Origin of the sequence: Pseudomonas sp. MB-090624 (assembly GCF_003205245.1) — a bacterium.
In the GTDB taxonomy this organism is placed as follows: Bacteria; Pseudomonadota; Gammaproteobacteria; order Pseudomonadales; family Pseudomonadaceae; genus Aquipseudomonas; species Aquipseudomonas juntendi.
Map to the genome: position 1 here is coordinate 213,550 of NZ_QJRK01000001.1, position 22,198 is coordinate 235,747.

The window sequence follows — 22,198 nt, forward strand, 5'->3', positions numbered from 1 at the left end:
ACGAACCTTTCGCTAACCTTTCAACCTGAAAGGTTGCCACAAGGGGCTTCACAGGCCCGGCGACAGCGGTACACTCCGCGCCATTGCCCCAGCCGAGAGGGAGAAACCGATGCGTGTGCTGCTGGTCGAAGACCACCTGCAACTGGCCGAAAGCGTGGCCTTGGCCTTGAAAAGCCTGGGCCTGACCGTGGATGTGCTGCATGACGGCGTGGCCGCCGACCTGGCTCTGGCCAGCGAAGAATACGCAGTGGCCGTGCTGGATGTCGGCTTGCCGCGCATGGATGGCTTTGAAGTGCTGGCGCGTTTGCGTGGGCGCGGCAAGACCCTGCCGGTGTTGATGCTGACCGCCCGCAGCGACGTCAAGGACCGGGTCCACGGCCTGAACCTGGGGGCCGATGACTACCTGGCCAAGCCGTTCGAGCTGACCGAGCTGGAAGCCCGGGTCAAAGCCCTGCTGCGGCGCAGCGTGCTCGGTGGGGAGCGCCAGCAGCGCTGCGGGCCGTTGGTGTACGACCTCGATACCCGGCGTTTTGCCCTTGGCGACGACAACCTGACCCTGACCTCCCGTGAGCAGAGTGTGCTGGAGGCGCTGATCGCCCGCCCGGGCCGGGTGATGAGCAAGGAGCAGCTGGCCGCCCAGGTCTTCGGCCTGGACGAGGAGGCCAGCCCCGATGCCATCGAAATCTACATCCACCGCTTGCGCAAGAAGCTCGACGGCCAGCCGGTAGCCATCGTCACCTTCCGCGGCCTGGGCTACCTGCTAGAGCATCGCGATGCGTGACAATGGCAGCCTGCGCGGGCGCTTGATGGGCAACCTGGCGTTGCTGCTGGTGGTGCTGATGCTGGCCAGCGGCCTGAGCGCCTACTGGAATGGTCGCGAGGCTGCCGATACCGCCTACGACCGTACCCTGCTGGCCTCGGCACGGACCATCGCCGCGGGGCTGTCGCAGCGCGATGGCTCGCTGAGCGCCGACGTGCCTTACGTGGCGCTGGACACCTTCGCCTACGACAGCGCCGGGCGCATTTACTACACCGTGCTCGATATCCAGCAGCGGCTGATTTCCGGTTACGAGAACCTGCCGCCACCGCCGCCAGGCACACCCCGCACCGACGATTACCCGGCGCTGGCGCGGTTCTACAACGCCACCTACCTGGGCCAGGACGTGCGCGTGGTCAGTTTGCTCAAGGCGGTGAGCGAGCCGAACATGAATGGCATGGCGGAAATCCGGGTGGCCGAGACCGAGGAGGCGCGGGTGAGCATGGCCCGCGGCTTGATGGCCGATACCTTGCTGCGCCTGGGCATGCTGGCGCTGGCGGCGCTGGTGATGGTGTGGTTCGCCGTCAGTGCGGCGCTGCGGCCGCTGGAGCGCCTGCGCACAGCGGTGGAGGAGCGCCAGCCCGACGACCTGCGGGCGCTGCCGGTGGTGCAGGTGCAGCGTGAGTTGGGCCCATTGGTGCGTGCCTTGAACCATTTCACTGAACGCCTGCGTGGCCAGTTCGAGCGCCAGGCGCAGTTCATTGCCGATGCCGCGCACGAACTGCGCACGCCGCTGGCGGCCTTGAAGGCGCGCGTCGAGTTGGGCCTGCGCTCGCCAGAGCCGCAGGCGTGGCGGGAAACATTGGAGTCTGCCGCCCAGGGCACCGACAGGTTGACCCATCTGGCCAACCAGTTGCTGTCATTGGCACGGGTGGAGAACGGCGCGCGGGCGATTGCCGAGGGCGGTGCGCAGCGCCTGGACTTGAGCCAACTGGCCCGGGAGCTGGGCATGGCCATGGCCCCCCTGGCGCACAAGCGCGGCGTTGCGCTGGCGCTGGAGGCCGAGGCGCCGGTCTGGCTGAAGGGCGAGCCGACGTTGCTCAACGAGCTGTTGAGCAACCTGGTGGACAATGCCCTGGCGCATACACCGCAGGGCGGCAATGTGATCATTCGCGTGCTGGCCCCGGCCGTGCTGGAAGTGGAAGACGACGGGCCGGGCATTCCCGAGGCTGAGCGCGAGCGGGTCTTCGAGCGGTTCTACCGGCGCAGTGCGCAGGGCAGCGGGTTGGGGCTGGCCATCGTGGGCGAGATCTGCCGGGCGCACCTGGCGCAGGTGAGCCTGCATGATGGCGCGAAGGGCGGGTTGCGGGTACGGGTGAGTTTTATCGCGGACTGACGCGGTGCCTGTGCTGGCCCACCGCCGGCCAGCGCAGGTTTGAGCGGGTCAGCGCAACATGCTCCGCGCCTCAAGCAGCTCTTCCACCTCAAGCTCGGTACCGAACGGCAAGCCCAGGTGGCGGTACGCCGGCAGCGCCGCCAACGGCCGCTGGCGCCCACGTTGGCTGATGCAACGCGCGATCTGCACGATGTCGATGTAGTCGACCTTGTCAGTCTGGCGGTCCAGGTCCTGAACCTGCGAGGGCAGGTTGACCAATTGCTCCGGAAACTCCCACGCCTTGAGAATCTTGTCACCCAGCGCCGGCTGGATCTGCTCGATCACATAATGCAGGCACACCGGGTCGGACAGCAGTTCGTTGTGCTCTTCGGCGTAGATCAGCACGGGCAGCGCGCCAATCTGGTTGACCAGCCCACCCAGGGTCGCCTGCTCAGGTTTGAGCTGGGTGTAGCGGCGCGTGATTTCGTAACTGATGCCCGCCACTTCCAGGCTGTTGGCCCAGATTTCCCGCAATTTTTGTTCTACGGCCGACGAGCGGGCGTGGAAAATCTGCTCGATGACCAGGCCGATGGCGAGGTTGCAGCTGTAGTTGATGCCCAGCCGCGTGATGGCGGTGTGCAGGTCGGTCACTTCTACCGCTGCGCGCAGCAGCGGGCTGTTGACGACCTTGATCAGGCGCGCCGAAAGCGCCGCATCACGGCCGATCACCTTGCTCAGGGCCGCTACGCTGATCTCGCTGTCTTCTGCCGCCTCACGGATGCTCAAGGCAACTTCGGGCAGGGTCGGCAGGACCAGGTCATCCTTTTCGATGGCATCGAGCAACTGTGCTTGAACCATCTCGGCCAGCTTGTTCATGGGCGTGTCTACCGCAGTGGTGGTGCGGCCCCGCCACGCGGGCGGGGCAGGCTGGTCAGCGCTGGATTTCCCGGTCGCGGTCCAGTTCGTAAGGCAGGGTCAGTACCTGCAGGCGCGGGCCTTCCAGGCTGCCCAGGTGCAGGTTGTCGTCCTCTACCGCCTCGGCACTCAGCACGGCGAGCAATTCGCAGCCGGCACCGTTGCTGGCGGCCAGCACCACTTCACCGACCGACGAGCCGTGGGTGGGCGAGAAGATTTCCGCCCCCGGCGCCGGAACGGCGGCCTGGTCCAGCGCCAGGCGGTACTGACGGCGCTTGAGCTTGCCCAGGTACTGCATGCGCGCGACGATCTCCTGGCCGGTGTAGCAGCCCTTCTTGAAGCTAACGCCATCGACGGCTTGCAGGTTGATCATCTGGGGAATGAACAGCTCGCGGGTCGGCCCCATGACCTGACCGATGCCGGCGCGGACCTGGCCGAGCAGCCAGTCGTTGAGGCTGCCTTCGGGCAGGGCGGCGGCGAGGGCCTGGCGCACGGGCTCGGCGTTGTCCGCCGGTACCCACAGCTCTACGCGGCCGGCGGACACGGTGACCGCGATCAGCCCGGTCTGGCGCACGGTGCTGCCCGCGGCGCTGGGCAGGTCGATCCCCAGTGCTTGCAGTGCCGCTTCGCCCCCTTGCAGGCCGAAGCGTGCCCAGGCGCTGCTCTCATCGGTGAGCGTGGCCTTTGAAAACACGGCGTACTTCTTCAGGTCGGCCAATTGCGCCTCGAGCAGCTCGCTGGCCATGGCCAGCAGGTAGCCGTTGCCTTCGGGCAGGATACGGAAGCTCGACTGCATGCGCCCCTTGACCATGCAGCGGGCGCCGAGGCCGGCATGTTCCTGGCTGAGATAGTTGATGTTGCAGGTCAGCTGGCCTTGCAGGAACTTGCCTGCATCGGAGCCGCGGACGGCGAGGATGCCCTCGTGGGACAGGGGGCAGAAGAAAGCGGAATCGGCCATGGGTCATCGCGGTGGCTAAAGACTGTCGGCCATCATAGAACGCCGGTAACAAAATAGGTAGGTGAGTAGACCAACGCCCGGTGCCGCTGCGCTCGCCTGGCTGTATACTGGCGGGCCATTCGAGGAGGGCCCCATGGTCGAACAAACTGAACTCAACCGGCTGTTCTGGCACAGCCGCCGCGGCATGCTGGAACTGGACGTGCTGCTGGTGCCTTTCACCCAGGAAGTCTACCCCACCCTCAACGAGGCCGACCGCGAACTGTACGTGCGCCTGTTGAGCTGCGAGGATCAGGACATGTTCGGCTGGTTCATGGAGCGCACCGAGTCTGAAGACCCGGAGCTGCAGCGCATGGTTCGCATCATTCTGGACCGTGTCCAGCCCAAGTGAGTGTTATGAGTGCCGCTGGCAGGGCTCGCGCCGGCTGCTGGCGGCCTACCTGGCATGCCAGGGGGTAGCCTGGCTCGCCGCGTGGGCAAGCGCGCTGCCAGCCTGGCTGGCGTTTACCCTCATCATTGCCTGCCTTGCCCACGCTGCCTGGGCGCTTCCCCGCCGTATTCTGTTGACCCATGAACAGGCCGTTACCGGCTTGCGCCATGAAGTGCGCGGCTGGCAGGTGTACACCCGTGGTGGTGGTTGGCAGCCGGTGCGGCTGTGCCGGGACAGCATGGCCCTGCCTGGGTTGGTGGTGGTGCGCTTTGAGCGCGCCGGGCGCTGGTTGGGGCAAAGCCAGTGTGTACCGCCGGATGCCCTGGGCGCGGATGAGCATCGGCGGTTGCGGGTGCGGTTGAAATTCAGCCGGCGGCGCTGGGGCGCTGCAGCGCTCAGGTCGGGCTGAGCACTGTGTCCTTTGCTTCGTCCAGCATGCCCGGGTAGTCCAGGGTGTAATGCAAGCCGCGGCTCTCCTTGCGCTGCATCGCCGACAGGATCATCAGCTCGGCCACCTGTGCCAGGTTGCGCAGTTCGATCAGGTCGCGGCTGACCTTGTAGTTACTGTAGAACTCGTCGATTTCATCCAGCAGCAACCGAATGCGGTGCTGCGCCCGCTGCAGGCGCTTGCTGGTGCGCACGATACCCACGTAGTCCCACATGAACCGCCGCAACTCGTCCCAGTTGTGCGCGATGATCACGTCCTCGTCCGAATCGGTCACCTGGCTGGCGTCCCAACCCGGCAGAGCCCTTGGCATGCTCACCTGCTGCAGGTTGGCCTCGATGTCGGCAGCCGCGGCGCGGCCATACACAAAGCACTCCAGCAGTGAGTTGCTGGCCATGCGGTTGGCGCCATGCAGGCCCGTGAAACTGGTTTCGCCAATCGCGTACAAACCCGGCACATCGGTGTGGCCGCGGTCGTCGACCATTACCCCGCCGCAGGTGTAGTGCGCGGCAGGCACCACCGGAATCGGCTGGCGGGTGATGTCGATGCCAAACGCCAGGCACCGCTCGTACACGGTGGGGAAGTGGCCCTTGATGAACTCGGCTGGCTTGTGGGTGATGTCCAGGTACACGCAGTCCACACCCAGGCGCTTCATTTCGTGGTCGATGGCGCGGGCGACGATATCGCGGGGCGCCAGTTCCTCGCGCGGGTCGAAACGTGGCATGAAACGCTCGCCATTGGGCAGGCGCAGCAGGGCGCCCTCGCCACGCAGGGCCTCGGTGATCAGGAAGCTCTTGGCCTGCGGGTGATACAGGCAGGTCGGGTGGAACTGGTTGAACTCCAGGTTCGCCACCCGGCAACCGGCCCGCCAGGCCATGGCAATGCCGTCGCCACACGCGCCGTCGGGGTTGCTGGTGTAGAGGTAGACCTTGGCCGCGCCGCCAGTGGCCAGCACGGTGAAGCGTGCCCCGAAGGTGTCGACCTCACCACTGTTGCGGTTGAGTACATAGGCGCCCAGGCAGCGCTCGCCAGGCAGGCCCAGGCGCCGCTCGGTGATCAGGTCGACTGCCACGCGCTGTTCCAGCAGCTCGATATTCGGGCGCGAGCGGGCCTGCTTGAGCAGCGTGGTGAAAATGGCGGCACCGGTCGCATCGGCGGCGTGGATGATTCGCCGGTGGCTATGGCCGCCCTCACGGGTAAGGTGGAACTCGAAGCCGCCATCGTCGACGCTGTTGTGCTCGTCGCGGGTAAACGGTACGCCTTGCTCGATCAGCCACTGTATGGCTTCGCGGCTGTGTTCGACCGTGAAGCGTACGGCGTCTTCATGGCACAGGCCGCCGCCGGCATTGAGGGTATCCTCCACATGCGACTGCACTGTGTCGGTATTGTCCAGCACCGCAGCGACACCGCCCTGGGCCCAGAAGGTAGAGCCATTGGCCAGGTCGCCCTTGCTCAGCACGGCGATGCGCAGGTGGCTGGGGAGGTTGAGTGCCAGGCTGAGACCGGCGGCACCGCTGCCGATCACCAGGACATCATGTTGGAATTGTTGGCTCATGTCGGGACACTAGTAATCTTTGGAGGGGGCGCGGCACAATAGCCACGCGCAGGTGGCATAGTGAAACTATTGTTCGCTCGACCGGGCTGCCTTTATAGCAGCCCCCGGTGGCCAATTTCCATGCCAGCTGCCAGCGTGGTCAACCTTTGTGGGAACTTTCCGACATGGCCGGAAATCCTATGAAGGTTGCCCGCACGCCACAAATTGCCGCGGCGACGCAGGGCGGCAGGCCTGTCCCGGCTGTCCCTGCGTACACGTAACCTGATTATCGACGAAGCCGGCGATGACCGTGCCTCGTCTTCCGTGCAAGCCGACCAAGGGCTGCAGGAAACTTGCTTGGAGGGGAGAACTTTTGCGAAAAGCCCGAGTCTATGGTTGCAAGCCTGAGCGATGGCTGTTGCAACGCTCCTTCGAGTTCACTGAGGAGTGTTCATGCTAACCCAGGAAGAGGATCAGCAACTTGTCGAGCGCGTGCAGCGCGGCGACAGGCGAGCGTTCGATCTGTTGGTGCTGAAGTATCAGCACAAGATTCTCGGGTTGATCGTGCGGTTCGTTCACGATACCCACGAGGCCCAGGATGTTGCGCAGGAAGCCTTTATCAAGGCCTACCGTGCACTTGGCAATTTCCGCGGCGACAGTGCGTTTTACACGTGGCTGTACCGCATCGCCATCAACACGGCGAAGAACTACCTGGTGTCCCGTGGAAGACGGCCGCCAGACAGCGATGTCAGCTCCGAGGATGCGGAGTTTTACGACGGCGATCATGGCCTCAAGGATCTTGAGTCTCCAGAGCGCTCGTTGTTGCGGGATGAGATCGAAGGCACCGTCCATCGCACCATCCAGCAACTGCCCGAAGACCTGCGCACGGCGCTTACCCTGCGTGAGTTCGATGGCCTGAGTTACGAAGACATTGCCAGTGTCATGCAATGTCCGGTGGGTACCGTGCGCTCTCGAATCTTCCGCGCTCGGGAGGCCATAGACAAAGCCCTGCAACCGTTGTTGCAGGAAACCTGAGACAGCGGCGACAGCCAAGAGAGGAACCGCCATGAGTCGTGAAGCTTTGCAGGAATCGCTGTCCGCGGTAATGGATAACGAAGCGGACGAACTGGAATTGCGTCGGGTGTTGAACGCCGTCGACGAAGCCGAAACCCGTGCCACCTGGTCCCGTTACCAGGTAGCACGCGCAGCCATGCACAAGGAGTTGCTGCTGCCCAACCTGGATATCGCCTCGGCGGTGTCTGCGGCGCTGGCCGATGAAGCCGTGCCGGCCAAGGTCAACAAGGGCCCGTGGCGCAGCATCGGCCGCCTGGCTGTGGCTGCTTCGGTCACCGTGGCCGTGCTGGCGGGTGTGCGCATGTACAACCAGGACGAGATCACCGGTGCCGAGCTGGCTGCCCAGCAGCCGGTCCAGCAGGGCGTAAGCGTGCCACAAGCACAGGGCCCTGCAGTATTGGCAGGTTATACCGAGAGCAGCGAGCAACCGACCGGGCCAATGGCCAACGGTGTGCTGCAGAACCAGGCCGGCTGGGACCAGCGTCTGCCAGGTTACCTGCGCCAGCATGCTCAGGAGTCTGCGCTCAAGGGTACTGAAACTTCACTGCCGTATGCCCGCGCTGCCAGCCTGGAAAACCGTTAAGTAAGGAGGCTCATGCGCGCGCTACCTCTCCTGACGCTGCTGGTTGGCAGCTGCATGACGGTGCCAGCGTTGGCAGCCAATTCTTCGCCCGAGGCGAGTGAATGGCTGAACAAGCTGGCACAGGCCGAGCAAAAACAGAGCTACCAAGGCGCTTTCGTCTACGAACGCAACGGTAGTTTTTCTTCCCACGATATCTGGCACAGGGTAGAGGGCGGCAAGGTCAGCGAGCGGCTATTGCAGCTCGACGGTGCTGCCGAGGAAATCGTGCGCGTGGATGGCAAGGTGGCGTGTGTCAGCGGCGCCTTGGCCAGCGGGGTTACCAGCCCTCCAGATACTGCACCGCGTGTGCTTGATCCCCTGAAGCTCATGGGTTGGTACGACCTGAGCGTGGCGGGCAAGTCTCGCGTGGCCGGGCGTGACGCGGTGATTGTGACGCTCACGCCGCGCGACCAGCACCGCTATGCCTTCGAATTGCACCTGGACCGCAAGACCGGCCTGCCGCTGCGCTCCTTGATGCTCAACGACAAGGGGCAGTTGCTGGAACGCTTCCAGATGACCCGTCTCGATACCGATGACCTGCCCAGCGACAGTGACCTGCAGCCAAGCGCCGCCTGCAAGCCTGTGCAGCATGTGGCCTCGGTCAGCAATGACAACATCGCCGCCTGGCGTTCGGACTGGTTGCCGCCGGGCTTCGAACTGGTCAACAGCACCGTGCACCGCGACCCCAAGCTTGGCAGCTCGGTCAGTAGCCTGATGTACGACGATGGCCTGGCGCGCTTCTCGGTGTTCCTCGAGCCGGTCAAGGATGACGGCGGTAACGATGTGCGCACCCAGCTTGGGCCGACGTCGGCGGTTTCGCGTCGTCTGAATACGCCCAAGGGCAAGGTCATGGTGACGGTCGTCGGTGAAATCCCCCTGGGTACGGCAGAGCGTGTTGCCCTGTCCATGCGACCTCAGGATGCCCAGGCACGCCAGTAATGGCGCCCGTTTGCGGGCCGTGCCAAAGGCAGCCGGGCATGCGCCTGAAATGAAATTAAAGCATTGTCATTTGCAATCCTGCGGCAAATTTTCTATAGGTCAGGCTTTCAGGAGCCTGGCCTTTCCTGTTTTGTGCAGGGGCCTTTCTAACTACCGCTCGTTGTGACGGGAGCCGTATGTCAATACCACGCTTGAAATCCTACCTAATGATGGTCGCCACCGTGCTGATGCTCGGCCAGGCGCTCACCGCCCAGGCCGACGAAGCCCTGCCGGACTTCACCACGCTGGTCGAGCAGGCCTCGCCCGCGGTGGTCAACATCAGCACCAAGCAGAAGCTGCCGGACCGCCGCGTCGCCCAGGGCCAGATGCCGGACCTGGAAGGCCTGCCGCCGATGTTCCGCGAATTCTTCGAGCGCAATATGCCGCAACAGCCGCGCTCGCCCCGTGGCGATCGCCAGCGTGAGGCCATGTCGCTGGGCTCTGGCTTCATCATTTCCAGCGATGGCTATGTATTGACCAACAACCATGTGGTCGCCGATGCCGACGAGATCATCGTCCGCCTGTCGGACCGCAGTGAGCTGCAGGCCAAGCTGATCGGCACCGATCCCCGTACCGACGTGGCCTTGCTCAAGGTTGATGGCAAGAACCTGCCCACCGTGAAACTGGGTGACTCCGAGAAGCTCAAGGTGGGCGAGTGGGTATTGGCCATCGGTTCGCCGTTCGGCTTCGACCATTCGGTGACCAAGGGCATCGTCAGCGCCAAGGGCCGCACCCTGCCCAACGATACCTATGTGCCGTTCATCCAGACCGACGTGGCCATCAACCCGGGTAACTCCGGTGGTCCGCTGTTCAACATGAAGGGCGAAGTGGTGGGTATCAACTCGCAGATCTTCACCCGTTCGGGCGGCTTCATGGGCCTGTCGTTCGCCATCCCGATCGATGTGGCGCTCGACGTTTCCAACCAGTTGAAGAAAGACGGCAAAGTCAGCCGCGGCTGGCTGGGCGTGGTGATTCAGGAGGTCAACAAGGACCTGGCCGAATCCTTCGGCCTCGACAAGCCGGCCGGCGCCTTGGTAGCCCAGGTGCTGGAAAACGGCCCGGCCGCCAAGGGTGGCTTGCAGGTGGGTGACGTGATCCTGAGCATGAACGGCCAGCCGATCGTCATGTCGGCCGACCTGCCGCACCTGGTCGGCAGCCTCAAGGATGGCGAGAAAGCCAAGCTGGAAATCATCCGCAACGGCAAGCGCCAGACCCTGGACGTGGCCGTGGGCGCCATGCCGGACGACGACGCCGACATCACCGCCGGTGCCGACGGCAGCACCGAGCGCAGCAGCAACCGCCTGGGTGTCGCGGTCGCCGACCTGACCGCCGAGCAGAAAAAATCCCTCGAGCTCAAGGGCGGCGTGGTGATCAAGGAAGTCCAGGATGGCCCGGCAGCGCTCATCGGCCTGCGCCCGGGTGACGTCATCAGCCACCTGAACAACCAGGCCATCGGCTCGGCCAAGGAATTCACCGAAATCGCCAAGGAACTGCCGAAGAACCGCTCGGTGTCGATGCGCGTGCTGCGTCAGGGCCGTGCCAGCTTCATCACCTTCAAGCTCGCTGAATAAGCGGCCAGGTGGGGCGAAAAGGGCAGCTTCGGCTGCCCTTTTTCATGAATATTCACAATTGACTGGCGGGTTGTTGTGTACAGTCGGGCAGAGGAATCTCCCATCTGCGAACAGCTTAAGGTACAATGCCCGGCTATTTTTCGGCGGGCGTCCGGCTCGCAGCCTTTTCGAGTGTTGACCCGTGAGTGATTTGAGTCATATCCGCAATTTCTCCATCATCGCCCACATCGACCATGGCAAGTCGACGCTGGCCGACCGTTTCATCCAGATGTGCGGTGGCCTGACGGCTCGCGAAATGGAAGCCCAGGTACTGGACTCCATGGACCTGGAGCGCGAACGCGGTATTACCATCAAGGCCCACAGCGTCACGCTGCACTACAAGGCGCAGGACGGCAAGATCTACCAGCTGAACTTCATCGACACCCCCGGCCACGTCGACTTCACCTACGAAGTCTCGCGCTCGCTGGCAGCCTGTGAAGGCGCACTGCTGGTGGTCGACGCCGGCCAGGGTGTAGAGGCCCAGTCGGTTGCCAACTGCTACACCGCCATCGAGCAGGGCCTGGAGGTCATGCCGGTCCTCAACAAGATGGACCTGCCCCAGGCCGACCCGGACCGCGTCAAGGACGAAATCGAGAAAATCATCGGTATCGACGCCACTGACGCCGTGGCCTGCAGTGCCAAGAGCGGTATGGGCGTGGACGAGGTGCTCGAGCGCCTGGTGCACTCGATCCCGGCACCCGAGGGCGAAATCGATGCGCCGCTGCAAGCGCTGATCATCGATTCCTGGTTCGACAACTACCTGGGCGTGGTCTCGCTGGTGCGCGTGCGCCAGGGGCGCGTCAAGAAGGGCGACAAGATCCTGGTCAAGTCCACCGGCAAGGTGCACCTGGTCGACAGCGTGGGGGTGTTCACCCCGAAACACACCCAGACCGCCGACCTGAAAGCCGGTGAAGTGGGCTTCATCATCGCCAGCATCAAGGACATTCACGGTGCCCCGGTCGGCGACACCCTGACCTTGTCCTCGACCCCCGAGGTCGAAGTGCTGCCAGGCTTCAAGAAAATCCAGCCGCAGGTCTACGCAGGCCTGTTCCCGGTCAGCTCCGACGACTTCGAAGACTTCCGCGATGCCCTGCAGAAGCTCACCCTGAACGATTCGTCGCTGCAGTACATGCCGGAAAGCTCCGATGCACTGGGCTTCGGTTTCCGTTGCGGCTTCCTCGGCATGCTGCACATGGAGATCATCCAGGAGCGCCTGGAGCGCGAGTACGACCTGGACCTGATCACCACCGCACCCAGCGTGATCTACGAGCTGGAGCTGAAAACCGGCGAAACTATTGTCGTCGACAACCCGTCCAAGCTCCCGGATGTTTCAGCCGTGGCCGACTTCCGCGAGCCGATCGTGACCGCGACCATTCTGGTGCCGCAGGAGCACCTGGGTAACGTGATCACCTTGTGCATCGAGAAGCGTGGCGTGCAGCGCGACATGCAGTTCCTCGGCAGCCAGGTGCAGGTGCGCTATGACATGCCGATGAACGAAGTGGTGCTGGACTTCTTCGACCGCCTCAAATCCACCAGCCGCGGCTATGCTTCGCTGGATTACCATTTTGATCGCTACCAGTCGGCCAACCTGGTCAAGCTGGACGTGCTGATCAACGGCGACAAGGTCGATGCCCTGGCATTGATCGTGCACCGCGACAACGCGGCCTACAAAGGCCGTGCGTTGACCGAGAAGATGAAGGAACTGATCCCTCGGCAGATGTTCGACGTGGCGATCCAGGCAGCCATTGGCGGCCAGATCATTGCCCGGACAACCGTCAAGGCGCTCAGAAAGAACGTACTGGCCAAGTGCTACGGTGGTGACGTCAGCCGTAAGAAGAAACTGCTGGAGAAGCAGAAGGCCGGTAAGAAACGCATGAAACAGGTGGGCAACGTGGAAATTCCACAGGAAGCCTTCCTCGCCGTGCTCAGGTTGGATAGCTAGGTCCTATGTCGCTAAATTTCCCGCTGTTGCTGGTCATTGCCGTATTCGTCTGCGGTTTGCTGGGCTTGATCGACTTGCTGTTCCTGGCCCCGCGCCGGCGTGCGGCAATTGCCAACTATCAGGGCAGCGTAAGCCAGCCTGAAATGGCGGTGGTCGAGCGCCTGAACAAGGAACCGTTGCTGGTCGAGTACGGCAAGTCGTTCTTCCCGGTGCTGTTCATCGTACTGGTACTGCGCTCGTTCCTGGTCGAGCCGTTCCAGATCCCTTCGGGGTCGATGAAACCCACTCTGGAAGTGGGCGATTTCATCCTGGTGAACAAGTTCTCCTATGGCATTCGCCTGCCGGTGATCGACAAGAAGGTCATCGAGGTGGGTGACCCGCAGCGCGGCGACGTCATGGTGTTCCGTTACCCGAGCGACCCGAACGTCAACTACATCAAGCGTGTGGTCGGCCTGCCAGGCGACGTGGTGCGTTACACCAACGACAAGCGCCTGTTCGTCAACGGGCAGCCGGTTGCCGAACAGCTGGTAGGGAGCGAGCCGGGCACCTTGGGCAGCGCCACGCTGTACAAGGAAAAGCTGGGCGAGACCGAACACCTGATCCGCAAGGAAATGAGCCGCTATCGCATGCCGCCGGACCAGCAATGGACCGTGCCGGCAGGCCACTACTTCATGATGGGCGACAACCGCGACAACTCCAACGACAGCCGCTTCTGGGATGACCCGAACATTCCCAAGGAGCTGCACGGCATGGTTCCGGACCGGAACATCGTCGGCAAGGCCTTCGCGGTATGGATGAGCTGGCCGGAACCCAAGCTCAGCCACCTGCCCAACCTGTCGCGGGTCGGTTTGATCCATTGATACCCATCGGCGCTGTCCAGCAGACAGCGCCGAATGCATTTCTGACATAGGCTGTGTTCTCAGGGATCGGGAGATTCGCCGCACATCGCGCGGCGGGCCACAGCCAAACAGTCTTTCAGGATGTTGATTTGAACAACGCGTTAAATAACCAACGGGTGGCCGCATGAGTGCTTCCCTTGCCCGTCTGGAGCGAAAGCTCGGCTACACCTTCAAGAACCAGGACCAGATGCTCCTGGCGCTGACCCATCGCAGTTACGCCGGGCGCAACAACGAGCGCCTGGAGTTCCTGGGTGACGCCATTCTCAACTTCGTCGCCGGTGAAGCGCTGTTCGAGCGTTTTCCGCAGGCCCGCGAAGGCCAGCTGTCGCGCCTGCGGGCGCGGCTGGTCAAGGGCGAAACCCTGGCCCGCCTGGCCCGTGGCTTCGACCTTGGTGAGTACCTGCGCCTGGGGTCCGGCGAGCTCAAGAGCGGTGGTTTTCGCCGCGAGTCGATCCTTGCCGATGCGCTGGAAGCACTGATTGGCGCCATTTACCTGGACGCCGACATGGAAACCGCCCGCGAGCGCGTGCTGGCCTGGCTTGCCAATGAGTTCGAGGGCCTGACCCTGGTCGACACCAACAAGGACCCGAAAACCCGGCTGCAAGAGTTCCTGCAGTCGCGCAGCTGCGAGCTGCCGCGTTACGAAGTGGTGGATATCCAGGGCGAGCCGCACTGCCGCACCTTCTTCGTCGAATGCGAAGTGGTGCTGCTGAACAACAAGAGCCGTGGCCAAGGCGTTAGCCGGCGTATCGCCGAGCAAGTTGCCGCTGCGTCTGCACTGATCGCCCTGGGCGTGGAGAATGGCAATGACTGATAGCAACCCGACCCGCTGCGGCTATGTAGCCATTGTCGGCCGCCCTAACGTGGGCAAGTCGACCCTGCTCAACCACATCCTCGGCCAGAAGCTGGCGATTACCTCGCGCAAGCCGCAGACCACCCGCCACAACATGCTCGGCATCAAGACCGAAGGTGATGTGCAGGCGATTTACGTCGATACCCCTGGCATGCACAAGGCCAACGACAAGGCCCTGAACCGCTACATGAACCGCAATGCTTCGGCGGCCCTGAAAGACGTCGATGTGGTGATCTTCGTGGTCGACCGTACCAAGTGGACCGACGAGGACCAACTGGTGCTGGAGCGCGTGCAGTACGTGACCGGGCCGCTGATCATCGCAGTCAACAAGACCGACCGCATGGAAGAGAAGGCCGAGCTGATTCCGCACCTGCAATGGCTGCAGGAGCAATTGCCGAACGCCGAGGTGATGCCGATTTCTGCGCAGCAGGGCCATAACCTCGAGGCGCTGGAAGCGCAGATCGCCAAGCACCTGCCGGAAAATGACCACTTCTTCCCGGAAGACCAGATCACCGACCGCAGCAGCCGTTTCCTGGCGGCCGAACTGGTGCGCGAGAAGATCATGCGCCAGCTGGGGGCCGAGTTGCCTTACCAGATCACCGTGGAGATCGAGGAATTCAAGCAGCAGGGGCACGTGCTGCACATCCACGCGCTGATCCTGGTTGAGCGCGATGGCCAGAAAAAGATCATCATTGGCGACAAGGGCGAGCGCATCAAGCGCATCGGCTCCGAGGCGCGCAAAGACATGGAAGTGCTGTTCGACTCCAAGGTCATGCTCAACCTGTGGGTCAAGGTGAAAGGTGGCTGGTCCGACGATGAGCGCGCATTGCGTTCACTGGGTTACGGCGACCTGTAAGCAATACTGTTGGGGCCGCGGTGCGGCCCATCGCTGGCAAGCCAGCTGCCACAGGTGCTGCACAAGCCCTGGGTGCGAAGCGGTCGGTGTGTGGCTTGCCGGCGATGGGCCGCACAGCCGCCCCACTGTGCGGTTTTCCTGGCTACAGGGAACGAGTGATCTCCCATGGAACAACCTGTCGGCCAGCCAGCCTATGTGCTGCACAGCCGCGCCTACAAGGAAACCAGTGCGCTGGTGGACTTTTTCACCCCGCAGGGCCGCATGCGCGCGGTACTGCGCCGTGCGCGCGGCAAGGGTGGCAGCCTGGTACGGCCGTTCGTGCCGCTGGAGCTCGAACTGCGCGGGCGTGGCGAGCTGAAGAATGTCGGTCGCATGGACAGCGCCGGCATCGCCGCCTGGTTGCATGGCGATGCACTGTTCAGCGGGCTGTACCTCAACGAGTTGCTGATGCGCCTGCTGCCTGCCGAGGCGCCATTCGTGGCCCTTTTCGAGCACTACGCACTCACCCTGCAGGCCTTGGCTGAGGGGCGCCCGCTGGAGCCGCTGCTGCGTTCGTTCGAATGGCGGCTGCTCGATGAGCTTGGTTACGCGTTTTCCCTGAGCCAGGACGTCAACGACCACCCCATTGCCGCCGATGGCCTGTACCGCTTGCGCGTGGACGCAGGCCTGGAACGGGTCGAGCTGGCGCAACCTGGCTTGTTCCGCGGCACCGAGCTGCTGGCCCTGGCGCAAGCCGATTGGAGCGCGGACGGTGCCTTGCTCGCCGCCAAGCGCCTGATGCGCCAGGCCCTGGCCGTTCACCTGGGCGGCAAGCCACTGGTCAGCCGGGAACTGTTTCGCAAGCGCTGATCACGACGTATGCTGTGGGCCTCAATCTTCAGGAGAGCCTTTCGTGACTCACAGCAACCGCATGCTTCTTGGCGTCAACATCGACCACGTGGCAACCCTGCGCCAGGCCCGCGGCACGCGTTACCCTGACCCGGTCAAGGCTGCCCTGGATGCCGAGGAAGCAGGCGCCGACGGCATTACCGTGCACCTGCGCGAAGATCGCCGGCACATTCAGGAGCGCGACGTGGTGCTGCTCAAGGACGTGCTGCAGACGCGCATGAACTTCGAAATGGGCGTCACCGAAGAGATGATGGCCTTTGCCGAGAAAATTCGCCCGGCGCACATTTGCCTGGTACCTGAAACCCGTCAGGAGCTGACCACCGAAGGTGGCCTGGACGTGGCCGGGCAGGAGGCACGGATCAAGGCGGCGGTCGAACGCCTGGCACGCACTGGCGCTGAAGTGTCGCTGTTCATCGATGCTGACGAGCGGCAGATCGAGGCCTCACGCCGGGTCGGCGCTCCCGCCATCGAGCTGCACACCGGGCGCTATGCCGATGCGCAAACCCCGGGCGAGGTGGCCGATGAGCTGCGGCGCATTGTCGACGGTGTGGCGTTTGGCGTGGGTCAGGGGCTGATCGTCAATGCCGGCCATGGCCTGCATTACCACAACGTCGAGGCTGTGGCGGCGATCAAGGGTATCAATGAGCTGAACATTGGCCACGCATTGGTGGCGCATGCCCTGTTCGTGGGCTTCAAGGCTGCTGTGGCCGAGATGAAGGCCTTGATCGTTGCGGCTTCGCGCTGATCTGTCAGTTACCTGTACCGGCCTATTCGCGGGTAAACCCGCTCCTACAGGGGTTGTGGTACCTATGTAGGAGCGGGTTTACCCGCGAAAGGGCCGGTACAGGCGGCCGATCACTCGGCAGGAAACACCAGGGTAAAGCGGGTCGGCCCCAAGGGGCTGCTGCTCACCTCAACCCGCCCGCCGTGCAGTTGCATGATCGATTTGACGATCGCCAGCCCCAAGCCGGTCCCGCCCTCCAACCGCGAGCGCCCCGAACCCACCCGGTAAAAGCGTTGGAACAGCTGTGGCTGCTCAGCCGCAGCGATGCCTGGGCCACGGTTCTGCACAGATAGCCGTATTTCGTTGCCTGTACGCTGGATATGCAAGTCTACCGGTTCACCCTCAGGGCTGTGCCGTATGGCATTGCTCAACAGGTTCGACAGCGCCCGTTGAACCATCAACCGGTCGCCCAACGCCGTGCCCCAACCCTGCACCCGCAGCGCTACGCCTTTGAGCTCGGCACTGAAGGCGAACAGCTCGACTACCCGGGCAGTCTCGTCGGCCAACGCCAAGGGCTTGAGCGCCACCTGGGTTTGCGGTTGGCTGACCTGGGCAAGAAACAGCATGTCATTGATGATGCGGTTGAGCCGGGTCAGCTCCTCGATACTGTCTTCCAGCACCTCCCGGTAGTTGGCGTTCTCCCGTTCGCGCGCCAGGGTCACCTGGGCCTTGCCCATCAGGTTGCTCAAGGGGGTACGCAGTTCGTGCGCCAAGTCGTCGGAGAACTGCGCGAGCTGGCTGACACCCTGGTCAAGGCGGTCGAGCATCACGTTGATGCTGCGCGCGAGTTCAGCCAGTTCCAGTGGCAGGCCGCTGGCGGGCAGGCGATGCTGCAGGTCCTGGGCCGAAACCTGGCCAGCGATGCGCCGAAAATGTCGCAGGGGCTTGAGGCCGCGCTGCATCAGCCACCAGGCCCCCGCGCCAATCAGCAGCAGCAGCAGCGGCAGCGCCAGCAGGGTTGAGTGCAGGTAGGCCTGCAACAGGGCGTTATCGTCGGCGCGGTTGAGCGACATCAGCACCTTGACTGGGGTGTTGTCACGCAGGCGCATCAACCGGCTGACGGTCAGGATCTGGTTGCCGCTGCTGTCGCGCCAGGCGTGAAAGGCCAGGCGTTCGTCGGTGGGCAGCTCAGCGACGCGCGAGTCCAGTGCCGGCCCCAGGCTGAGCAGGTGCGGGTGGCGGCTTTCCTGCGCCAGTACGCTGAGGCTGAGGTTGTCGTGGCCCATTACCAGGTCGAGCAGGGGGTGGGCCCTGGTGCCCAGGTCCTCGCTGCGCAGATCGACGCGCAGGTTGTGCTCGACCTGCAGCATCTTGCGCGCCAGGTCCTTGCGTGCGCGGCTGTCCAGCTCGTGATCCAGGGCGAACACGGCCAGGCAGGCCAGCAACAACACCAGCGCAGCGCCCATCAGCGTGACGCTAAGGCCCAGGCGCAAAGAGAGGCTGGTAGTCTTCAAAAACGCGCCTCCAGCACGTAACCGACACCGCGCAGGGTATGGATCAGTTTGGTGTCGAACGGGTCGTCGATCTTGGCGCGCAGGCGCCGGATCGAGACCTCCACCACATTGGTGTCGCAATCGAAATTCATGTCCCATACCAGTGAGATGATCTGCGTGCGCGACAGCACTTCACCGGTCTGGCGCATCAGCAGGTGGAGCAGGGCGAACTCCTTGGCGGTCAGGTCGATGCGTTGCCCGGCGCGATAGGCGCGGTGGCGGCCCGGGTCCAGCTCAAGGTCGGCGACCCGCAGGGTACTGGGTTGCAGTTGCTGGTCGTTGCGGCGCAGCAGGCTGCGAATGCGCGCCAGCAGTTCAGGGAATTCAAAGGGTTTGAGCAGGTAGTCATCGGCGCCCAGGTCCAGGCCCTTTACCCGGTCGGCCAGGCGGCCATGGGCGGTCAGCATCATGATGCGCGTGGCCGATTCGGCACGCAGGCGCTGAAGCACGGTCCAGCCATCGAGCTCGGGCAGGTTGACGTCGAGGATGACCAGGTCGTACGGGTGCTGGCGTGCCAGGTGCAGGCCGTCGGTGCCGGTATGGGCGCAGTCGACCACATAGCCGTTTTCGCGCAGCCCTTGCTGCAGGTAATCGGCGGTACGCAGCTCGTCCTCGATGATCAGTAGGCGCATGGGTTGGCTCGGTGTGGTGAAAAGGGGGCGATTCTCGACCCTGTAGTGACATCAGGGTCAAGGCGCAGGATGTTACGGCATGCGTTAGCGGCCGAGGCGTAGATAACGGATTTGTAATGCGGGTGTTATCTGGCTGTCCGTTGCGGCGCCGGCATGGCGATTGCGCCGGCACATTGCAGGACTGTAATCCGCGCCTCACCTTGCTGTTAGCCAGCCTCTGCGACCATGGCCTGACTGATCGGCTACCACGAGGCAACCCCGATGAACCTGACCAAATATCTACTGTTGGCCACCCTTGCCCTGGGCAGCGCCAGTGTCTACGCCGAGGGCGGTGCGGAGCGCTCCAGGCAGTTCTGGCAAGCGTTCCGCGAAGACCAGCAGCGCCTGCACGGCGACAAGCAGCAGGCCGTGGCCGAGCGCGAGCGCAAGGCGCAATAGAAGGCCCGTGAGGTGGCCAAGGATTGAGTCGCAACAGCGGCGCCGGCACTGCTCCCCGGCGTCGCTGTCTTCAGGCGCCCGCATGGGTAATGCCTGTCAGTTAAGCGTTAATGGGGCTGCTTTGCAGCCCTTCGCGGGCACGCCCGCTCCCACAGGGTGCTGAACTCAAGAAATGCGCGATCCCCTGTGGGAGCGGGCGTGCCCGCGAAGGGTCGCAAAGCGGCCCCGAATTACTTAACTGACTGGCATTACCCCCATGGGCGCTTTTTTTATTTGCGCGCCAGCAGGGTGGCCCGGCGTGGTGCGGGCAGGCCTTCGATGGTCTTGCTGTGGTCGTTCGGGTCGAGGAAGTCAGCCAAGGACTGGTAACGCATCCAGTCGGTGCTGCGCTGCTCTTCAATGCTGGTCACACTCACGTCGACGCAGCGTACGTCGCTGAAGCCGGCACGGCGCAACCAGCGCGCCAACGCCGGTACCGAAGGCAGGTACCAGACATTGCGCATCTGTGCGTAGCGGTCTTCGGGCACCAGCACCTGGTTTTCATCACCCTCGACCACCAGGGTTTCCAGTACCAGCTCCCCCCCTTTAACCAGGCAGTCCTTCAGCGCCAGCAGGTGCTCGATGGGCGAGCGGCGGTGGTAGAACACGCCCATGGAAAACACCGTATCGAACCCTTCCAGGTTGGCCGGCAGTTCTTCGAGCGCGAAAGGCAGGTGCCAGGCGGGCAGTTCCGGCAGGTACTGCTGCACCGCCTGGAACTGGCAAAAAAACAGCCAGTTGGGGTCGACGCCGATCACCATGTCGGCGCCCGCACCGAGCATGCGCCATTGGTAGTAGCCGTTGCCACAACCGACATCGAGCACACGTTTGCCCTTGAGATCCAGGTGGGGGGCCACGCGAGACCACTTCCAGTCGGAACGCCATTCGGTGTCGACGTGCACGCCGAACAGGTCGAACGGGCCTTTGCGCCAAGGTGACAGGCCCATCAAGGCCTGGCGCATCTGTGCACGGGTGGCCGCGTCGCAGTCGCAGTCCAGGCGCAGGCCGTTGACCAGGTCGACTTCACTCGGTTGCACGGCGGGCAAGGCTTCCAGCGCACCGCGCCAGCGGTCCAGGTCACCGTGGCCCTTTTCCAGCTTGGCTTGCAGTTGCGCTTGCAGGCCTTGCGACCAGGAAGCCAGGGGGGTACCCGCCAGGCGGCGGACCAGGGGAGACAGATCGATCATGGCAGGGCTATCAACGAGGCGAAGTTAAGGCATTGGAACCACGGCACCACTTTCGAGAAGCCGGCGGCAAGCAGGCGCTCCTGGTGGGTTTCGAGGGTATCGGGGCGCATCACATTTTCAATGGCGCTGCGTTTCTGGGCGATTTCGAGTTCGCTGTAACCGTTGGCCCGCTTGAAGTCCAGGTGCAGCTCATTGAGCAGGTCCTGGGCTTGTTCATCGGCGAAGCGCAGTTTTTCCGACAGGATCAACGCACCGCCGGGCAGCAGTGCCTGGCGGATGCGGGCAAGCAGTGCCAGGCGTTGATCGGGGGCGATGAATTGCAGGGTGAAGTTCATCGCCACCACCGAGGCGGGCTCGAAGGGGAGGGCGAGGATATCGGCTTCGAGCACCTGTACCGGCAACAGCTCCTGGAACATCGAGTCCTGGGCGGTTAGGTACTGGCGGCAGCGCTCGACCATGGCGGCGGAGTTGTCGACCGCGATCACCCGGCAGCCATCGCTGCGCACATGCCGGCGCAGCGACTGGGTAACCGCACCCAGCGATGCGCCCAGGTCGTAAAGAGCGGTATGCGGCTGGGCAAAGCGTGCGGCCAGCACACCGAGGTTTTCCACGATGGTTGGATACCCCGGCACCGAGCGATTGATCATGTCTGGGAACACGCGGACCACGTCCTCGTTGAAGACGAAGTCGGGCACTTGCTCCAGGGGTTGGGCAAAAAGGCGGTCGGGTTGTTTGCTCACGGCGGATCCAGGCTGCGGGTGGTAGGCAAGGGCGGCATTCTAGCCAAACCGCGGCCTGGATGCATGATTGGCTGACCGGCGCTGCAGCTCAGTTGACCCGAAGGGCGCAATCGAAGGTTTGCACGGGCGCGACGTCGGTGGCCCAAGGCTGCTGGTAGACCAGCACCAGCTTGCCTTCACCCCGGGCGTGGGCCTGGTAGCGCCAGGTGGACAAGCCCGAGCTGCCGACCATGCCTGTGTCGTCTGGCGCGCTGTAGACCTCGGGGCCAAGGCTGTGCAGTACACCGGCTGCCGGGTCCTGCACACGCCAACGGTAGCCGGTAGAGGGGTTGCTGGGCAGGCTCAGCGTGAGGTTCTGGCCAACCTGCAGGCGGATGGGGCACTCGCTTTCGGCGTCCAGTTCGACGGGTAGAGTGGGTTGCTGGGCGCAGGCGCCCAGCAGGGCGAAGCTCAGGGGAACGAGCAGACGAGGGGCGGTCATGTTGGCTCCGGAGGCTGGCGATGGCCTGAGGATAACCGATGATCAAGGAAATTTGTGGGGCTTGTGCCTGATGCCGGTCAGTCAAGCGGTTGGGGCCGCTGTGCGGCCCATCGCCGGCAAGCCAGCTCCCACAGGGATCGCCTTAGGGCTGACAGGTGTTTGCCACAAGGTATGGCAGCGCCTGTTAGAGCGAGCGCCGCCCGCGCGGCGCATCGCGAGCTGCGCTCGCTCCTACGTTTGTTTCGGGCCAATTATTCCTGTGGGATTTGCG

General features: G+C 63.6%; 23 protein-coding genes. 15 read left to right on the forward strand and 8 right to left on the reverse strand.

Going from position 1 to position 22,198, the window contains the following annotated elements; all coding sequences use genetic code 11:
• Positions 1–109 precede the first annotated feature (109 nt).
• Both DMX12_RS01025 and DMX12_RS01030 read left to right on the forward strand, forming a co-directional pair.
• Positions 110–781: a response regulator gene (locus tag DMX12_RS01025; protein ID WP_009684774.1), complete on the forward strand. Its 672-nt coding sequence runs from the start codon at positions 110–112 to the stop codon at positions 779–781.
• Entirely contained in the window at positions 774–2,153 is a 1,380-nt protein-coding gene (locus DMX12_RS01030; RefSeq protein WP_009684773.1) for a sensor histidine kinase, read from the forward strand. Before DMX12_RS01025 ends, DMX12_RS01030 begins: the two co-directional genes overlap by 8 nt.
• A 48-nt stretch (positions 2,154–2,201) precedes the next feature.
• Here DMX12_RS01030 and DMX12_RS01035 read toward each other — a convergent pair whose 3' ends face one another.
• On the reverse strand, positions 2,202–3,008 hold the full coding sequence (locus DMX12_RS01035) for an HDOD domain-containing protein (RefSeq protein ID WP_009684772.1): 807 nt from the start codon (positions 3,006–3,008) through the stop codon (positions 2,202–2,204).
• A 55-nt stretch (positions 3,009–3,063) separates the two neighbouring features.
• Complete coding sequence (locus DMX12_RS01040) at positions 3,064–4,005, reverse strand: folate-binding protein YgfZ (RefSeq protein ID WP_110675728.1); 942 nt, start codon at positions 4,003–4,005, stop codon at positions 3,064–3,066.
• Positions 4,006–4,138: 133 nt separating this feature from the next.
• On the opposite strand from DMX12_RS01040, the gene DMX12_RS01045 reads away from it, so the two are divergent.
• Both DMX12_RS01045 and DMX12_RS01050 read left to right on the forward strand, forming a co-directional pair.
• Positions 4,139–4,393, forward strand: coding sequence for a succinate dehydrogenase assembly factor 2 (locus DMX12_RS01045; protein ID WP_009684770.1), 255 nt, complete (start codon positions 4,139–4,141; stop codon positions 4,391–4,393).
• Entirely contained in the window at positions 4,377–4,841 is a 465-nt protein-coding gene (locus tag DMX12_RS01050) for a protein YgfX (RefSeq protein ID WP_110675730.1), read from the forward strand. The genes DMX12_RS01045 and DMX12_RS01050 overlap by 17 nt, the downstream gene beginning before the upstream one ends.
• Here the strand turns inward: DMX12_RS01050 and nadB are convergent.
• Positions 4,828–6,432, reverse strand: a complete 1,605-nt coding sequence (gene nadB / locus DMX12_RS01055) for an L-aspartate oxidase (protein ID WP_110675733.1) — start codon at positions 6,430–6,432, stop codon at positions 4,828–4,830. The genes DMX12_RS01050 and nadB overlap by 14 nt on opposite strands.
• Before the next feature lie 432 nt (positions 6,433–6,864).
• Here nadB and rpoE point away from each other — a divergent pair, with 432 nt between their 5' ends.
• The 10 genes from rpoE (at position 6,865) to pdxJ (ending at position 16,878) form a co-directional block, all read left to right on the forward strand.
• A complete protein-coding gene (rpoE, locus tag DMX12_RS01060; protein ID WP_003252049.1) occupies positions 6,865–7,446 on the forward strand; it encodes an RNA polymerase sigma factor RpoE in 582 nt (193 codons plus the stop codon).
• A gap of 31 nt (positions 7,447–7,477) precedes the next feature.
• Complete coding sequence (locus DMX12_RS01065; RefSeq protein ID WP_110675735.1) at positions 7,478–8,068, forward strand: sigma-E factor negative regulatory protein; 591 nt, start codon at positions 7,478–7,480, stop codon at positions 8,066–8,068.
• Positions 8,069–8,080: 12 nt separating this feature from the next.
• Positions 8,081–9,046, forward strand: a complete 966-nt coding sequence (locus DMX12_RS01070) for a MucB/RseB C-terminal domain-containing protein (RefSeq protein WP_110675737.1) — start codon at positions 8,081–8,083, stop codon at positions 9,044–9,046.
• A 176-nt stretch (positions 9,047–9,222) separates the two neighbouring features.
• The gene (locus tag DMX12_RS01075; protein WP_029886109.1) at positions 9,223–10,656 is read left to right on the forward strand and encodes a DegQ family serine endoprotease; all 1,434 of its coding nucleotides are present in this window, start codon (positions 9,223–9,225) and stop codon (positions 10,654–10,656) included.
• 181 nt (positions 10,657–10,837) lie between these two features.
• On the forward strand, positions 10,838–12,637 hold the full coding sequence (gene lepA, locus DMX12_RS01080) for a translation elongation factor 4 (protein WP_110675739.1): 1,800 nt from the start codon (positions 10,838–10,840) through the stop codon (positions 12,635–12,637).
• Positions 12,638–12,642: 5 nt separating this feature from the next.
• A complete protein-coding gene (lepB, locus tag DMX12_RS01085; RefSeq protein WP_009684762.1) occupies positions 12,643–13,497 on the forward strand; it encodes a signal peptidase I in 855 nt (284 codons plus the stop codon).
• Positions 13,498–13,660: 163 nt separating this feature from the next.
• Complete coding sequence (gene rnc, locus DMX12_RS01090) at positions 13,661–14,350, forward strand: ribonuclease III (protein WP_009684761.1); 690 nt, start codon at positions 13,661–13,663, stop codon at positions 14,348–14,350.
• Entirely contained in the window at positions 14,343–15,245 is a 903-nt protein-coding gene (gene era, locus DMX12_RS01095) for a GTPase Era (RefSeq protein ID WP_003252061.1), read from the forward strand. Before rnc ends, era begins: the two co-directional genes overlap by 8 nt.
• Positions 15,246–15,410: 165 nt before the next feature.
• A complete protein-coding gene (gene recO, locus DMX12_RS01100; RefSeq protein WP_110675741.1) occupies positions 15,411–16,094 on the forward strand; it encodes a DNA repair protein RecO in 684 nt (227 codons plus the stop codon).
• Positions 16,095–16,155: 61 nt separating this feature from the next.
• A complete protein-coding gene (gene pdxJ / locus DMX12_RS01105) occupies positions 16,156–16,878 on the forward strand; it encodes a pyridoxine 5'-phosphate synthase (RefSeq protein WP_232108691.1) in 723 nt (240 codons plus the stop codon).
• A 110-nt stretch (positions 16,879–16,988) separates the two neighbouring features.
• Here pdxJ and DMX12_RS01110 read toward each other — a convergent pair whose 3' ends face one another.
• The gene (locus tag DMX12_RS01110; RefSeq protein ID WP_110675745.1) at positions 16,989–18,371 is read right to left on the reverse strand and encodes a heavy metal sensor histidine kinase; all 1,383 of its coding nucleotides are present in this window, start codon (positions 18,369–18,371) and stop codon (positions 16,989–16,991) included.
• Positions 18,368–19,042 (reverse strand): heavy metal response regulator transcription factor, encoded by a 675-nt coding sequence (locus DMX12_RS01115; protein WP_009684757.1) that lies wholly within the window; start codon positions 19,040–19,042, stop codon positions 18,368–18,370. The genes DMX12_RS01110 and DMX12_RS01115 overlap by 4 nt, the downstream gene beginning before the upstream one ends.
• Before the next feature lie 261 nt (positions 19,043–19,303).
• Between DMX12_RS01115 and DMX12_RS29360 the strand changes: the two genes are divergently transcribed.
• Positions 19,304–19,480, forward strand: coding sequence for a hypothetical protein (locus tag DMX12_RS29360; protein WP_177411207.1), 177 nt, complete (start codon positions 19,304–19,306; stop codon positions 19,478–19,480).
• A 269-nt stretch (positions 19,481–19,749) separates the two neighbouring features.
• Here DMX12_RS29360 and cmoB read toward each other — a convergent pair whose 3' ends face one another.
• The 3 genes from cmoB to DMX12_RS01135 all read right to left on the reverse strand — a co-directional run bounded on the left by cmoB (position 19,750) and on the right by DMX12_RS01135 (position 21,927).
• Complete coding sequence (gene cmoB, locus DMX12_RS01125) at positions 19,750–20,706, reverse strand: tRNA 5-methoxyuridine(34)/uridine 5-oxyacetic acid(34) synthase CmoB (protein ID WP_054882225.1); 957 nt, start codon at positions 20,704–20,706, stop codon at positions 19,750–19,752.
• Complete coding sequence (cmoA, locus tag DMX12_RS01130) at positions 20,703–21,446, reverse strand: carboxy-S-adenosyl-L-methionine synthase CmoA (protein WP_110675749.1); 744 nt, start codon at positions 21,444–21,446, stop codon at positions 20,703–20,705. The genes cmoB and cmoA overlap by 4 nt, the downstream gene beginning before the upstream one ends.
• Positions 21,447–21,534: 88 nt before the next feature.
• Complete coding sequence (locus tag DMX12_RS01135; protein WP_110675751.1) at positions 21,535–21,927, reverse strand: protease inhibitor I42 family protein; 393 nt, start codon at positions 21,925–21,927, stop codon at positions 21,535–21,537.
• Positions 21,928–22,198: the final 271 nt, after the last annotated feature.

What these genes read in the sequence shown, in the direction of transcription:
- DMX12_RS01025 (WP_009684774.1), top strand. Translation starts at nt 110, where the DNA reads ATGCGTGTGCTGCTGGTCGAAGACCACCTGCAACTGGCCGAAAGCGTG.
- DMX12_RS01030 (WP_009684773.1), top strand. Translation starts at nt 774, where the DNA reads ATGCGTGACAATGGCAGCCTGCGCGGGCGCTTGATGGGCAACCTGGCG.
- DMX12_RS01035 (WP_009684772.1), bottom strand. Translation starts at nt 3,008, where the DNA reads ATGAACAAGCTGGCCGAGATGGTTCAAGCACAGTTGCTCGATGCCATC.
- DMX12_RS01040 (WP_110675728.1), bottom strand. Translation starts at nt 4,005, where the DNA reads ATGGCCGATTCCGCTTTCTTCTGCCCCCTGTCCCACGAGGGCATCCTC.
- DMX12_RS01045 (WP_009684770.1), top strand. Translation starts at nt 4,139, where the DNA reads ATGGTCGAACAAACTGAACTCAACCGGCTGTTCTGGCACAGCCGCCGC.
- nadB (WP_110675733.1), bottom strand. Translation starts at nt 6,432, where the DNA reads ATGAGCCAACAATTCCAACATGATGTCCTGGTGATCGGCAGCGGTGCC.
- rpoE (WP_003252049.1), top strand. Translation starts at nt 6,865, where the DNA reads ATGCTAACCCAGGAAGAGGATCAGCAACTTGTCGAGCGCGTGCAGCGC.
- DMX12_RS01065 (WP_110675735.1), top strand. Translation starts at nt 7,478, where the DNA reads ATGAGTCGTGAAGCTTTGCAGGAATCGCTGTCCGCGGTAATGGATAAC.
- DMX12_RS01070 (WP_110675737.1), top strand. Translation starts at nt 8,081, where the DNA reads ATGCGCGCGCTACCTCTCCTGACGCTGCTGGTTGGCAGCTGCATGACG.
- DMX12_RS01075 (WP_029886109.1), top strand. Translation starts at nt 9,223, where the DNA reads ATGTCAATACCACGCTTGAAATCCTACCTAATGATGGTCGCCACCGTG.
- lepB (WP_009684762.1), top strand. Translation starts at nt 12,643, where the DNA reads ATGTCGCTAAATTTCCCGCTGTTGCTGGTCATTGCCGTATTCGTCTGC.
- rnc (WP_009684761.1), top strand. Translation starts at nt 13,661, where the DNA reads ATGAGTGCTTCCCTTGCCCGTCTGGAGCGAAAGCTCGGCTACACCTTC.
- era (WP_003252061.1), top strand. Translation starts at nt 14,343, where the DNA reads ATGACTGATAGCAACCCGACCCGCTGCGGCTATGTAGCCATTGTCGGC.
- recO (WP_110675741.1), top strand. Translation starts at nt 15,411, where the DNA reads ATGGAACAACCTGTCGGCCAGCCAGCCTATGTGCTGCACAGCCGCGCC.
- pdxJ (WP_232108691.1), top strand. Translation starts at nt 16,156, where the DNA reads ATGCTTCTTGGCGTCAACATCGACCACGTGGCAACCCTGCGCCAGGCC.
- DMX12_RS01115 (WP_009684757.1), bottom strand. Translation starts at nt 19,042, where the DNA reads ATGCGCCTACTGATCATCGAGGACGAGCTGCGTACCGCCGATTACCTG.
- DMX12_RS29360 (WP_177411207.1), top strand. Translation starts at nt 19,304, where the DNA reads ATGAACCTGACCAAATATCTACTGTTGGCCACCCTTGCCCTGGGCAGC.
- cmoB (WP_054882225.1), bottom strand. Translation starts at nt 20,706, where the DNA reads ATGATCGATCTGTCTCCCCTGGTCCGCCGCCTGGCGGGTACCCCCCTG.
- DMX12_RS01135 (WP_110675751.1), bottom strand. Translation starts at nt 21,927, where the DNA reads ATGACCGCCCCTCGTCTGCTCGTTCCCCTGAGCTTCGCCCTGCTGGGC.